Annotated in this window: 11 protein-coding genes; 7 read left to right on the top strand and 4 right to left on the bottom strand. The window is 56.8% G+C overall.

Features of this window, described 5'->3' with window-relative positions:
• The first annotated feature begins 254 nt into the window (after positions 1-254).
• Both YBN1229_RS02330 and YBN1229_RS02335 read left to right on the top strand, forming a co-directional pair.
• The gene (locus YBN1229_RS02330; protein WP_046476320.1) at positions 255-2,366 is read left to right on the top strand and encodes a pentapeptide repeat-containing protein; all 2,112 of its coding nucleotides are present in this window, start codon (positions 255-257) and stop codon (positions 2,364-2,366) included.
• 333 nt (positions 2,367-2,699) lie between these two features.
• A complete protein-coding gene (locus YBN1229_RS02335; protein ID WP_046476322.1) occupies positions 2,700-3,206 on the top strand; it encodes a single-stranded DNA-binding protein in 507 nt (168 codons plus the stop codon).
• Positions 3,207-3,313: 107 nt separating this feature from the next.
• Here YBN1229_RS02335 and YBN1229_RS02340 read toward each other — a convergent pair whose 3' ends face one another.
• The gene (locus tag YBN1229_RS02340; protein WP_052743625.1) at positions 3,314-4,015 is read right to left on the bottom strand and encodes a PRC-barrel domain-containing protein; all 702 of its coding nucleotides are present in this window, start codon (positions 4,013-4,015) and stop codon (positions 3,314-3,316) included.
• A gap of 514 nt (positions 4,016-4,529) precedes the next feature.
• Here YBN1229_RS02340 and gyrA point away from each other — a divergent pair.
• On the top strand, positions 4,530-7,397 hold the full coding sequence (gene gyrA, locus YBN1229_RS02345; protein ID WP_046476324.1) for a DNA gyrase subunit A: 2,868 nt from the start codon (positions 4,530-4,532) through the stop codon (positions 7,395-7,397).
• A 26-nt stretch (positions 7,398-7,423) separates the two neighbouring features.
• Here gyrA and YBN1229_RS02350 read toward each other — a convergent pair whose 3' ends face one another.
• The gene (locus YBN1229_RS02350) at positions 7,424-8,050 is read right to left on the bottom strand and encodes a thioredoxin family protein (RefSeq protein WP_046476326.1); all 627 of its coding nucleotides are present in this window, start codon (positions 8,048-8,050) and stop codon (positions 7,424-7,426) included.
• A gap of 159 nt (positions 8,051-8,209) precedes the next feature.
• On the opposite strand from YBN1229_RS02350, the gene coaD reads away from it, so the two are divergent.
• From coaD to YBN1229_RS02365, 3 genes are all read left to right on the top strand, one after another.
• A complete protein-coding gene (gene coaD, locus YBN1229_RS02355) occupies positions 8,210-8,710 on the top strand; it encodes a pantetheine-phosphate adenylyltransferase (RefSeq protein ID WP_046476328.1) in 501 nt (166 codons plus the stop codon).
• 137 nt (positions 8,711-8,847) lie between these two features.
• On the top strand, positions 8,848-9,384 hold the full coding sequence (locus tag YBN1229_RS02360; protein ID WP_425284173.1) for a peptidylprolyl isomerase: 537 nt from the start codon (positions 8,848-8,850) through the stop codon (positions 9,382-9,384).
• A gap of 139 nt (positions 9,385-9,523) precedes the next feature.
• Positions 9,524-10,000, top strand: a complete 477-nt coding sequence (locus YBN1229_RS02365; RefSeq protein ID WP_170832479.1) for a peptidylprolyl isomerase — start codon at positions 9,524-9,526, stop codon at positions 9,998-10,000.
• Positions 10,001-10,102: 102 nt separating this feature from the next.
• On the opposite strand, the gene YBN1229_RS02370 is transcribed toward YBN1229_RS02365, so the two are convergent.
• Both YBN1229_RS02370 and YBN1229_RS02375 read right to left on the bottom strand, forming a co-directional pair.
• Positions 10,103-10,783 (bottom strand): glutathione S-transferase family protein, encoded by a 681-nt coding sequence (locus YBN1229_RS02370; RefSeq protein ID WP_046476333.1) that lies wholly within the window; start codon positions 10,781-10,783, stop codon positions 10,103-10,105.
• A 39-nt stretch (positions 10,784-10,822) separates the two neighbouring features.
• A complete protein-coding gene (locus YBN1229_RS02375; RefSeq protein ID WP_046476335.1) occupies positions 10,823-12,640 on the bottom strand; it encodes a PHA/PHB synthase family protein in 1,818 nt (605 codons plus the stop codon).
• Positions 12,641-12,789: 149 nt separating this feature from the next.
• Between YBN1229_RS02375 and YBN1229_RS02380 the strand changes: the two genes are divergently transcribed.
• A complete protein-coding gene (locus tag YBN1229_RS02380; RefSeq protein WP_046476336.1) occupies positions 12,790-13,062 on the top strand; it encodes a hypothetical protein in 273 nt (90 codons plus the stop codon).
• Positions 13,063-13,119: the final 57 nt, after the last annotated feature.

The raw sequence follows: 13,119 nt of genomic DNA on the forward strand, positions 1-13,119 counted from the left end.
ATGGTGCGGCCAATTGGGCAGCGCCGCCGTCGCAGTGGCTTAAGGTTGTGCACTGCGTTCGCAGTGCAACACTGGGTGTGTCGCATTTGGAATTTCCGCAGCGACGTGTTCCACCCGTCACACTTTCTCCGTTAAGGTCTGGCTCCGCTAGCGTCTGGTTACACCTGAGGTGGCGGCGGCTAGACGCGTCTGTAGGGTGGACGTGATTTTCAGCCTGTTTAGCGGCTGCGACGGCCATTGGGGGTTTTTGCTTGATGTCAGATTTGAGTAGCGCGACGCCTGACGGCGAGACGCCAGTTAATCCCTATAGTCTTCTTGATGCTGTTAATCGGTCCAGCGATACGGCGCATGTGGCGTGGTTGATATTTCTTGGCATCATGACCTACCTCACGATTGCCGTTGCAGGGGTCACGCACACGAATTTGCTGCTTGAGACGCCGGTATCGCTACCGATCTTCAGTGTCGATATTCCGATTGCGCAGTTCTTTCAGTTCGCGCCAGTCATACTGGTTCTCTTTCACCTTGGCGTTGTCTCGCAGCTCTCCCTACTAGCGCGGAAGACGTTGGAGTTTGACCACGCCATTCGACTTCTGGAGACCAGCGACCGGCGGACACATCCGTTGCGCTTGGAATTGCACAACTTCTTCTTCGTTCAGGCGATCGCCGGACCCCACCGTAGCATCGTGATGAGCGCCTTCCTGCATGGCATGAGCTGGTTGACGCTGTGCATCCTTCCCGTCGTGCTCATCATCTACGTTCAGGTCGTGTTCCTGCCCTATCACAGCGAGCTCATCACATGGACACACCGGATCGCGTTGGTTGTTGATGTGACTATGCTCGTACTCATCGGCGTCTTTCTGATGCGGGCGGAAACGTCATTCTTCCGTGCGTTCTGGCGCAATACCGTGGCGCATCCAATGACTTTTGTCGTTACGGCAGTGGTGATCAGCGGTGTGACGCTATTTTCTTTCCTGGTTGCAACGATCCCGGGGGAGTTTCTTGATCGAGTGAGCCGCCCGCTCTTTTATAAGATGGCGCCGGATCGTGATGGGCGACACCCAAGGTACTACAGCGGGTTCATGGCGCCATTCCTCAGCGTCGATCAGGACGGGGCGCTATTCGGTGTCTTTCGCCGTAATCTTGTTGTCACGGATTCCGACCTGGTAAGCGACAAGGACGTCACGCCGGGTGAACGGACGATCACGCTTCGTGGCCGTGACCTTCGTTACGCGCGTTTTGACCGGTCCGATCTGCATCAGGCCGATTTTACCGGAGCGGATCTTTCTCACGCCAGTTTTTACGGTGCGGATTTGCGTAACGCTTGGCTCCAGTGCGCCGAAATCAATGAACTGCGTTTGAGAGGCAATCGCGGGCAAGCCAAATGCGTGAAGGCCATCAACACGGACTTTACGCAAGCTAATATGAGCGGCGCCTTGATGCAGGGCATCGATGGGCGTGGGGCAAAATTTGAAGAAACAACGCTCGTTAGCGCTGAACTGGTGGAAGCGGTACTCACAGGCGCGGACTTTGCGCAGGCGCGGCTCGAGAAGGCTTCTATGGTTGGTGAGGTGATGGCTGATGGCGCTAACTTCGGATTGGCCTCACTCCAAGGGGTTAACCTGAAAGGTGCGCGTCTGATCGGCGCGGATTTCCGTAGTGCGTCGATGCAGGCCGCGATCCTCGATTTCGCGAATATGCAGGGGGCTATGCTGCAAGGTGCGGATCTCGAAGCGGCCAGCCTCTACAAGGTTAAGCTGGAGGGTGCCGACTTCTCGCGCGCAAACGTTGCGGCTGCGGATTTCAACGGTAGCACTGTTTGGATGGCGAAGCCTCCCGAGGCTAACAAGAGCCAACTCGTGGATTTAAGCGACGTAGCCGTGCGTCCGCTTGCCGAGGAGGATCAGCAAGCCCTTCACAGAGCGGTCGAGGATATCGATAGCCGTCGGCTTCGCGAGCAGGTGCAAGGATTGGTCGCGCCCTTGATGGACGAGACCGCGACGAAGGCTTGGGCAAATTCATCGGAACGCCGGCAATGGGATAGCTTGGTTCGGTCCACAGCAGTCGGCTCCGTCCCGCAACCTCGGCCGGTGTCAACCGCATCTATCGGCGTGGAGCCCACGCTCGCGGCTGATAACTACAAGTCGCAGGTTACATCACATCTCAATAGCATTGTTTGTCGAACACGCTGGTCCAACGGTTCCGTGGCGACTGGCGTCGTGATTCGTGCCATTGCCCCGCAGTTTCGAGGGGACATGGTCGCTATTTATGACCGGCTGAATCGTGGAGATTGTGCAGCGTCGAAAGGTGTTCCTGAGGATGTATTCCGCGACCTCACCGTGGCTGCGGATCGGGCCATGGGACGATGAAACGCGGGCTATCTGGTGGGACGCGCGATGCCGAGTGGTGGCGGTTGCGCGCTTAACCGCTCCATATTATATTGGAACATAAAGAGAACAAACGATTCACATTCTGATGGAGCCGCGCGCAGCTTGTTGTTGAAAAGGCTGTCGACCGGTGATGCGAGTGTTGGAATGGGCGCTAGGGTGGCCTCGATGACTCGCCAATTTTGTCGTTCTCCCAGAATACTGAGGGGAGCGATCTACACAGGCTCTGTTCGCGTGGCAGTTGGCGTCGACCGGCTATTACGGCCTACGTAAGCGCTGCTGAGCGGCAGAGTTGAAAAGCATAAGGAGCCTATTATGGCTGGTTCAGTGAACAAGGTGATCCTCGTCGGAAATCTCGGGCGCGATCCGGAAATCCGCCGGACGCAGGATGGCAGACCTATCGCTAACCTGCGTGTTGCGACGACTGAAACCTGGCGCGATAAGAATTCCGGCGAGCGGCGTGAGAAAACCGAATGGCATTCGGTTGTTATATTCAACGAAGGCCTGTGCCGGATCGCCGAGCAGTACCTGCGAAAAGGGACGAAGGTTTATATCGAGGGTCAGCTGCAGACACGAAAGTGGCAGGATCAGTCCGGAGCCGATCGCTATTCGACCGAAGTCGTGCTTCAGGGCTTTAACGGCAATCTCACAATGCTGGACGGGCGGAGTGGCGGTGCCAGCAGCGGTATGCAGGAAGGTGGCCAGTCCGACTACGGTGATCCAGGTGGCGGCCGTGGGGGATATGACGAGCCGCGCGGTGGCAGCGGCGGTGGATCATCTGGCGGCTTCGATAAGACGCTCGACGATGAGATTCCGTTCTAGAAGATACTCTGTCCTTCCTCTGACGGAACATATATTTAGAGCGCACTCCTTCGGTAAGGAGTGCGCTCTTTGCTTGAAGGGGAATGCCGTTAGGCCTGCCGTCCGAACTACTTCGTCTCGGGGGCTTTTTCTGCCGGTGGTTGAGCAGGGGGAGCCGCGGCCGGGGCTTCTCCTGCTGGTTTTTCAGGAGACTGCTTGTTGGTCTCTGCGGCTTCTTTAGCCTTCTCATAGACTTCGGCTGCGGCTTCTTTAGCCTTGTCATAGGCCTTAGTTGCTGTCTCTTTGGCCTTTTCGTAAGCGGGTCCCGCTTCTTCTTTAGCCTTTTCGTAAGCTTCCTTCGCGGCTTCTGTGCTCTTATCCGTCAGCTCGCGGGCTTTCTCCATTGCGCGCTGAAGAAGAGATTTCTGCGGCTCAGCACGTACAAATGGTGCGACGGCGGTAAGCATTTCCTTGGATACGTTGGGAAGCACGATAACGCGCTTTCCATCGGTCTCACGGAACTCTAAGGCGCTTAGACGTACACCGATGCGTTTGCCGGCGATGCCGAGGAAGCCGCCGGTGCCAATGACAACGCCGTGCACGCGATTCCAGTCGTTCAGGATAATGTCTTCGATATCGCCGATGATCTTGCCTTCGGTGTTCTGGACGACTGCGCCGATCAAAACATCCTTGGCCAAATAGTGGGCTTCCGGCTGAGCTTCAATAAACGTATTTGGCGGAAGCGCGACTGCAGGTTTGTCCTGAGCCAACGCGGGTATGACGAATGCAAAGATGGCGAGAGCGGCAACGGTCGTCTTCAGGGCATTCATACGGGGATTTTCCTTGTCAAACGGAGGCACGGACATCGTTTCGCGATATGGTAGTGAAATGCTACTAGACCAGCACGCTGAAAGTACGGCTTGTCGGTCCAGCTACAGAATTGCACTGAAGTGCTGTGAATAACATCTGTTTCATGCTCAGGTTAATCGGTTCCGCGCGGGCTTGGAAGCAGGATCTATCGGGAATTCTTGCTCTTAGCTGTGCGAGTTAAAGACGATCAGATGACCGCTTGTCGGCGAAATGCTCTAAAAGGACACTGTGACGGCACCAAGTCATCTGAGTACACATCAATACCGTTCGCTTCCCGATAATCGAGAGACAACCTAAACCTCTGTGGATGTGGAAAAAAACAGCGTGTGGGCATGTGCTTGCAGGCCACATTGCTCTATTGTGGTAGAGTAGGGTATCTAAGCGATACGCAAATTTTATGACGCGCGAGTCGTTGCTAACGAGCACCGCGTGTTCTCTGAACAAAACTCAACTGTTCACTCAACGGATCCCTAAGTGGCGGACAACAGCGACATCCCGAATCAAGGGCCTGACGGTCCGCGCGATATTCGGCCGATTACTATCGTAGAGGAAATGAAGCGCTCGTACCTTGAGTACGCGATGAGCGTTATCGTCTCCCGCGCGCTGCCGGACGTGCGCGATGGGCTCAAGCCCGTTCATCGCCGTATCCTTTACGGCATGCACGAGATGGGCCTTGAATGGAACAAGTCCTATCGTAAGTCGGCGAAGGTCGTCGGCGAAGTGATGGGTAATTATCACCCACATGGCGACAGCGCGATTTATGACGCGCTTGTGCGTTTGGCGCAGGACTTTTCGATGAGCCTGCCGCTCATCGACGGCCAAGGTAACTTCGGCTCGATCGACGGTGATCCGCCGGCTGCGATGCGCTATACGGAGTGCCGTCTCGAGAAGGTCGCCCAATTCCTTCTCGACGACCTCGATAAGGACACGGTCGAATTCCAGGAGAACTACGACGGTTCTGAAGACGAACCGACGGTGCTTCCCGCGAAGTTCCCGAACCTGCTCGTCAATGGCGCCGGCGGCATTGCTGTCGGTATGGCGACGAATATCCCACCCCACAATCTCGGAGAAGTCATCGAGGCTTGCCTCGCCCATCTCGATACGCCGGCCATAACGATCGATGAGCTGTGCCAGATCGTGAAAGGCCCGGATTTTCCGACGGGCGGTCTGATCCTTGGCCGTGGAGGTATCACGTCTGCCTATCACAAGGGCCGCGGTTCGATCATCATGCGCGCGCGTGTTGAGGTCGAGGAGATCCGCAAAGATCGCCAAGCCTTGATCGTTACGGCCATTCCCTATCAGGTCAACAAACGCGTTCTGATCGAGAAGATCGCAGACGCGGTTCGCGAGAAGCGCGTCGAGGGTATCTCTGATATCTGGGACGAAACCAACCGCGAAGGCATGCGGATCGTCATTGAACTGAAGCGCGACGCGGTGGCCGATGTCGTGCTCAATCAGCTCTGGCGCTATTCGGATTTGCAGACGTCGTTCGGTGCCAACATGCTGGCGATCAACGGCGGTCGCCCCGAGCAGCTTAACCTCAAGGACATGATCGAGGCGTTCACGGCGTTCCGCGAGGAAGTCGTTACGCGGCGCACGAAGTTCTTGCTCAACAAGGCGCGTGATCGTGCGCACGTTCTTGTCGGTTTGGCTATCGCTGTGGCCAATATTGATGAGGTCATCAATCTGATCCGGCGCGCGGCCTCACCGGCCGTCGCTAAAGAAGAACTTATGACGCGCGATTGGCCGGCGCGGGATGTGGCGCCGCTGGTTGAGTTGATCGCTGATCCTCGCCACCGTGTTCAAGCTGATGGCACCTACAAGCTGTCAGAAGAACAGGCGAAGGCGATTCTCGAATTGCGGCTTGCGCGCCTGACGGCTCTCGGTCGCGATGAGATTGGCGACGAACTCAAAAAGATCGGCGAGGAAATCAAGGAGTATCTTGAGATCCTGTCGTCGCGCGTGCGTATTGTTGAGATCATCAAGGGTGAACTCTCAGACATCCGGGATCAGTTTGCGGTTCCGCGCCGAACCGAGATCGTCGACATTGAGGGTGAGGTCGACGATGAAGACCTCATTCAGCGCGAAGACGTCGTCGTTACCGTTACGCACAAAGGCTACATCAAGCGTGTGCCGCTCACGACGTATCGTGCGCAGCGCCGTGGGGGCAAAGGGCGCTCGGGGCTTTCGACGAAGGACGAGGATTTCGTTACGCAGCTCTTTATGGCGTCAACACATACGCCGGTGCTGTTCTTCTCTTCGCGCGGCATGTGCTACCGAATGAAAGTCTGGCGGTTGCCTGTTGGTACGCCGCAGTCCATCGGCAAAGCGCTCGTAAATCTTCTGCCTCTGGAGCAGGGCGAATGGATTACGTCAATTTTGCCGTTGCCGGAGGATCCTGAAACGTGGGGATCGCTGCAGCTGATGTTTGCGACGCGCAGCGGCAACGTGCGGCGTAACGAACTCGCCGATTTCGAGAACATCAATCGTAACGGCAAGATCGCGATGAAGCTTGAGGAGGGCGACCAGATCGTCCACGTCGGGATTTGTTCGCCAACGGACAACGTGCTGCTGACGACAGCGGGCGGGCAGTGCATCCGTTTCCCCGTTGAAGGCGTGCGCGTCTTTAAAGGCCGGGATGCGGTGGGCGTTCGCGGTATCCGGCTCGATGCAGAGGACCGGGTGATTTCGATGGCGATTTTAGCCCCGATGGATGCCACGCCTGCGGAGCGCGCGGCCTATCTTAAGCTCGCTGCCGCGCATCGCCGTGCCGGAGATGCCGACGCCGAAGAAGCTGAAGAGCAGGCGGCGAATGTTGCAGCGGAAGAGGGCGCGGAGACGTTGGAAACTGAGGAGCTATCGGCTCAGCGGTTTGAAGAGATGGCGGCGACAGAACAGTTTGTTCTTACGCTATCCGAACGTGGGTACGGCAAGCGTTCCTCGTCCTATGAGTATCGGACGTCGGGTCGCGGCGGCAAAGGCATCGTGGCTATGGTCGTCAATGAGCGCAACGGGCCGCTCTGTGCATCATTCCCCGTTGAGAATTCCGATCAGATCATTCTTGTGACGGACGCCGGGCAATTGATCCGGACGCTCGTTGACCAGGTTCGGATTGCTGGACGAAACACACAAGGCGTTCGCATTTTCCGCACGGATGCTGATGAGAAAGTGGTTTCTGTCGAGCGCATCCCGGAGGTCGCCAATGGTGACAACGGGGATGGGGACGAAGATGTGCCTCCGTCTGATGATGTAGTTGTCGGAGAGGCTGGTCCCATCGAAGAGGCTGGGCCCACTGATGTCGCCAGTGATGGCGATGGTGCCGGTGGTGAAACGGAGAGCTGACCTGCTCTCCGTATTCCGTGGCCGTGTTACCAGAGATCTACGTTCTTGCCTTCTGCGCGCAGTTTCGCGCGGTAGTCGGCAAGCCAGCGTTGAAAAGTTGGTTCTGTGCGGTAGGCGCCAGATTTGACGTAGACGAAGGTGGCGTGGAAATGAAAGGGCTTCCAGTACCCTAGAAGTCTCCATGCTTCTGCGTCGCTTCCGACCTTGCCGTTCAGCGCGGCGACGTCTGTGGGAAAGAAGTTCAACGCAGGCGTGAAGTTGATGCGCCAGCGTTGCGCGAGTTGGCGCTCCTCCAGCTCAGTGCCATCAAAATCTGTGACGGTGCGCGAACCGTAGAGATTGAGCTGCAGCGCCAGGAAGTTCTTCTGAATGTAGTCGGCTATCTCCGGTTTCGAGAGATTTACGCGGTGCATCTCGGCGCAGTATGGGCAGCCTCTCTGTTCCCAGAAGATCACGAGGTTTTTGCCAGCTGCTGCAGCTTCTGCCGCGTCTTCCTTGAGATCCAGGAAAGACTGATGGAACCACGGCTGCGCGTGCAAGCCGTCCTCATTGATGGGGGCCTCGGAATTTTCCGCGTGTGCATGCGTGTTCGATGCTGCCAAGGTGATCAAGCCAACGGGCGCTAGCAGGGCGTGGCGGCGGGTAATCGCCATGGCGTGTTCTCCTTAATTCGGATCTTGGGCGGCCCCTTGGCCGCTGTTCGGGATACCCATTATTTCGTCTATGGAGAGGTTCCTATAGCTTGAAAGCGGTTGTTGAACCGGGGTTACCACGGGTAATGAAGAGGTATCCGCACAAACGGCAAGGTAGCTATGACCCGTATAGGTTTTTACTCCGGAAGCTTCGATCCCGTCACCCTCGGCCATACGGACGTGGTGGCACGCGCGGCGGAACTTGTTGATAGGCTCGTTATTGGCATTGGCGTGCATGCGAGCAAGACGCCAATGTTTTCTACGGCGGAACGTGTCGAAATGCTCCGTGAGGAAACGCTCATCATCGCCGATAAGACGGGCGCGGCTATCGACATCATTACCTTCGACAGTCTGGCGGTTGAAGCGGCACGCGCCGAGGGGGCGACAGTTTTCTTTCGAGGTCTTCGAGACGGGACAGACTTCGATTACGAAATGCAGATGGCGGGTATGAATGGGGCTATGGCTCCGGATATTCAAACCGTGTTCGTTGCTGCTTCCCCAGCTGTACGGCATATCGCAGCCAATCTCGTGCGGCAGGTCGCGACGATGGGTGGAGACGTAAGTTCCTTCGTTTCGCCGGAGGTTGAACGGCGTCTCCAGGCACGGTTCGCCGGTTCGTGATTGTAGGCGCAGTTGCCTGTATGCCTGATTACGGCCATAACGCGCAGGTTCTCTGCGCCGCCGCGGCTCGTGTCCCACGTGCCGAAGCATCGCCAGAGATGAAGAAATCATAGGAGCTCCTCGTGTTGCGCAGTTTGCTGAGTTTTATCGTGGTCGCTTTCGTGGCGGCTCTCCCTGCTTTCGCCCAAGCGCCCGCAGCAGATCCTGAAAATACGCTGGTGATCGAACTTGCTTCGGGCAAAGTCGTCATCGCCATGCGGCCGGATTTGGCACCGGAGCATGTGGCCCGCGTTAAGCAGCTTGCGCGTGAAGGTTTTTACAATGGGATCGTTTGGCACCGTGTGATCCCAGGCTTTATGGCGCAGACAGGCGATCCGACTGGTACCGGCTCTGGTGGCTCGAAGTATCCTGACCTGCCGGCCGAATTCACAAATACGCCGTTTGAGCGCGGCACGGTTGGGGCGGCGCGCACGTCCGATCCGAATTCGGCCAATAGCCAGTTCTTCATTACCTTCACGCGGACGCCGCATCTAAACGGCCAGTACACGGTTTGGGGCAAAGTGGTTGACGGTATGACGCACGTTGATGCGATCAAGAAGGGAGCAGGCAGCTCCGGTTCCGTCGACAACCCCGACAAGATGGTGAAAGTGTACGTGGCCGCTGATCAAAAATAGCGGTCACCCGTGTGGCGCGTGCGGCATTGGCGCCCACGTTCGCGATTCTGAGCCATAGAGGCATGACGCGGCGGCATTCTGCGCGTAACACGCGCGCACATAAAGAATGCCGCGAAAAAACATAACAAGGAGAGGCTCCATGGCCGAAATCAAAGATCCTGAGAATACGCTTATCATCGAGACCACGAAGGGTAAGGTCGTTATCGAATTGCGTCCTGATCTGGCGCCTCAGCATGTTGAGCGCATCAAGACCCTCGCGCGCGAAGGATTTTATGACGGCATTGCTTTCCACCGCGTCATCGAAGGCTTCATGGCACAGACGGGCTGCCCGAACGGGACCGGAACCGGTGGGTCGAGCTATGGCAACCTGCCGGCGGAGTTTAACTCGGAGCCGCACGTGCGCGGAATCTGCTCTATGGCACGTGCAACGCCACCGAACTCGGCAAACTCGCAGTTCTTCATCTGCTTCGACGATGCTCGTTTCCTCGACGGCCAGTACACCGTTTGGGGCAAGGTGATCGAGGGCATGGAGAACGTCGATCAGATCAAGCGTGGTGAGCCGGTCCGTGATCCCGATCGGATGGTTTCCGTCCGCGTTGCGGCTGACGTCGCTTAAGAGCGTCGATCACACTACGTTTGATACGTATTTCAATGGCACTTGCTTCGCTTCGTTTTGAGGTGAAGCGGTGCCATTGCCGTTTGAGGGAGCACGGGGCTCTTAGCCTGTTTCTCGCCAATGCGGAGGATATGCCTTGTCATATCCGGGCAGGGCCTCGAAGCGCTGCATCCAGGTGGTGAGATCGGGATAGAGATCGGCAAAATCGCTTAGGCCTAGATTGAGTGGCACGGCTGCCGGACGCGCTGCGAGGCGAAGAAGAAATTTGCAATGCGGGTAAACGGTTAGGTCGGCCGCTGAAAGGGAGTTGCCCGTTAGCCATTGGCTCTTCTGCAGCAGTTCATTCAACCGCTCGAACTCTGTGTGCAGCGTTCCGTGGCGCGCGGTGAGGGCGGCTGCTGACAGGGACTTATTGCGGCTTATGGCTGTGCTCAGGCGATTGATGACCGGTTCGAGGTAGCACACGAATTCGGAACAGATTTGCATGATGTGAGCGGCTTCCACTGCTGTCGCTCCGAACATCGGCGGTTCGGGGAAGAGCCGCTCCAGGTACGTCATCATCGCTAGGGATTCCCCAATGATGACGTTCCCGTGTACGAGGGCTGGCACCTTTCCGCGCGGGTTGAGCGCTAGGTACGCTGCGGACTTCTGCTTTCCGCTTGCCGTATCGATCCGATGGGAGAGGTAGGGGACGCTTTTGAATTCCGCCATAAGCAGGACGCGCCAGCCGAATGGACTGCCGCTGACCCAGTATATCTCGATGGGCGGATCAACCTCCGTCATGAAAACCCTTTCCGGCCGGATCAGAAGCGATGCAGCCGGTTAGGCGCGTACTTTAACGTATGAGCCGGGCGCATCTTCTATTGCGCCGAGGTTCGCACCGGGTTCCCGCGCTGGGACTTCTTCACCGGAATGACGCGTCAGCCACTCAGTCCAGTACGGCCACCAAGAACCGGTGTGTTCCGTGGCGGAGGAGACCCATTCATCCAACGTCTCATCCGTTGGCCGTTTTGAGGTCCAATATTGGTATTTAACCTTCTCGGGTGGGTTGACCACGCCGGCAATGTGACCGGACCCGGCAAGGACGAACTCTACCGGGCCACCAAGAAGCTTCGCGCCGATAAAGACGGACTGGGCCGGAGCGATGTGGTCCTCCTTCGTACCCAGATCGAAAACCGGAATGCGTATATCGCTGAGGCAGACCTGTGTGCCGGAGATTTCCATCTCGCCGCGGGCCAAGCGGTTTTGATGGTAGAACTCGCGCAGATAGAAGCGATGGTTCGCTGCTGGCATCCGCGTGGAATCCTGGTTCCAGTACAGGAGGTCAAAGGGGAACGGCTGCTTACCGAGCAGGTAGTTGTTTACGACGTAAGGCCATACGAGGTCTTTGGGACGCATCATGTTGAAGACGTTGGCCATGCGCGAACCATCGAGATAGCCGCGCTCAGCCATCATCTCTTCAAGGCTCTTGAGCTGTGCGTCGTCGATAAACAACAAGAGGTCGCCAGCCTTTGTAAAATCGACCTGCGTTGTGAGGAATGTCGCGGACGCGAAAATGTCTTCTCCGCGGGTGCTCAAGTAGGCGAGCGTTGTTGCGAGCAACGTGCCGCCGACGCAGTAACCGAGACCGTTGATGCGTTCTTCGCCCGTTTCTCGGCGAATGACATCCGCGGCCGTCAGCACACCTTCGTGCATATAGTCCTGGAAGTCTTTTTCAGCGAGGCTGCGGTCGGGATTGACCCAGGAGATAACGAAGACGGTGAAGCCCTGGTCAACTGCGAATTTTATGAAGCTTTTCGCGGGCGTGAGGTCGAGAATATAAAATTTGTTGATCCAGGGTGGAACGACGAGCAGAGGGATCTGGCGCACCTGCGGCGTGGACGGAGCGTATTGCAGGAGCTGCATGATGTCGTTCTGGAAAACGACCTTGCCGGGTGTCGTTGCCAAATTGCGTCCGACTTCGAAGGCGGCAAGGTCCGTCTGGCTTATTTTCAGCAGGTCTCCCGATCGCTCCATGTCATGGAACAGATTGTCCATGCCACGGACGAGGTTTTTGGCATTGCTGGAAAAGGTTTCCCGGACGACCTCCGGATTGGTCATCGGGAAGTTCGACGGTGACATCGCGCTGATCAGCTGGCGGAAATGGTACTCCGCTCTCTGGCGTTCTCGTTCATCCAAACCCTGTGTGCCCGCAAGAAGGTCTTCCGCCCATTTTGAAGTGATGAGGTAGGATTGCTTCCAGAAATCGAAGTATGGGTTTTCAGACCAATCGGGGTCCGCGAAGCGGTTGTCGCCCTTCTCGGGCTCGACGTAAGGCTCAACCTCGTTGTCACCCAGCATACGACGGAGAGCGTTGTTCCAGATCACGGCATAGGATCGGAACAGCTCAGTCTGGGCCTCGGCGAGTTTGGCTGGGTCCGACGCCCACAGGGCAAAAACCTCGTTAACCGTCTTACCGGCCTCGACGATTTCTGACGCTGTGGAGTATGGGCCGGGCTTTGAGTCCGCGCGATCAAGGTATTGTGAGAGCACGCGTCCGCCCTGCTCCAGCATCTGGAGCATGTTGCGGGCGAATTCCTCAGGGTCTTCGATGGTGTAGGCGGAAACGTCACCGTTCGGCGCGGCAGGCGGTTTTTTCATGGCTTCCGATTGCTTTCGAAGACTTCTTTGTTAGGTGTGTTTTTGAGGATGCTCTTGAGATTTTTTGGGTTGCCGGAGCGTATGCGGCATTTGCGTACAAGTTGTGAACATCATATAGTTGAATAGGCTTGAATCGCAACGCGTTGCCTGTGTCGAGTCTGGGGGATATCGGGGGACAATTGGCTCACGTTCTTGCCAGAATTGGTCTTGCGCCAAAGTGGCTGGGTGCTGCTGCCATTATTATGGTGGCTGCGGCTGCGGGCGGTTGTGGCCATGCGTCTTTGACGCCGCTTCCTGACCTTGCCAGGCTGCCTTCAGATATGCTCAGCACAGAACAACAAAAAGCGGCCATCAAGGAGATGACCGAGCTGAGTGTTAAGCACGAGACTCAGGCGATCGATGCCATCGAAAAGGCACGCTAAGCCGCTTTTCTGATTTTTGTCCTATCGTGCCGCTGGTGCATCGTCAAAAAAGTGCGT

The organism is Candidatus Filomicrobium marinum (genome assembly GCF_000981545.1).
Classification (GTDB): Bacteria; Pseudomonadota; Alphaproteobacteria; order Rhizobiales; family Hyphomicrobiaceae; genus Filomicrobium; species Filomicrobium insigne.

Excerpts from the sequence above, each read along its gene's own strand:
- YBN1229_RS02370 (WP_046476333.1), bottom strand. The coding sequence starts at position 10,783 with ATGACGGAGGTTGATCCGCCCATCGAGATATACTGGGTCAGCGGCAGT.
- YBN1229_RS02340 (WP_052743625.1), bottom strand. The coding sequence starts at position 4,015 with ATGAATGCCCTGAAGACGACCGTTGCCGCTCTCGCCATCTTTGCATTC.
- YBN1229_RS02365 (WP_170832479.1), top strand. The coding sequence starts at position 9,524 with ATGGCCGAAATCAAAGATCCTGAGAATACGCTTATCATCGAGACCACG.
- YBN1229_RS02330 (WP_046476320.1), top strand. The coding sequence starts at position 255 with ATGTCAGATTTGAGTAGCGCGACGCCTGACGGCGAGACGCCAGTTAAT.
- YBN1229_RS02375 (WP_046476335.1), bottom strand. The coding sequence starts at position 12,640 with ATGAAAAAACCGCCTGCCGCGCCGAACGGTGACGTTTCCGCCTACACC.
- YBN1229_RS02335 (WP_046476322.1), top strand. The coding sequence starts at position 2,700 with ATGGCTGGTTCAGTGAACAAGGTGATCCTCGTCGGAAATCTCGGGCGC.
- coaD (WP_046476328.1), top strand. The coding sequence starts at position 8,210 with ATGACCCGTATAGGTTTTTACTCCGGAAGCTTCGATCCCGTCACCCTC.
- YBN1229_RS02350 (WP_046476326.1), bottom strand. The coding sequence starts at position 8,050 with ATGGCGATTACCCGCCGCCACGCCCTGCTAGCGCCCGTTGGCTTGATC.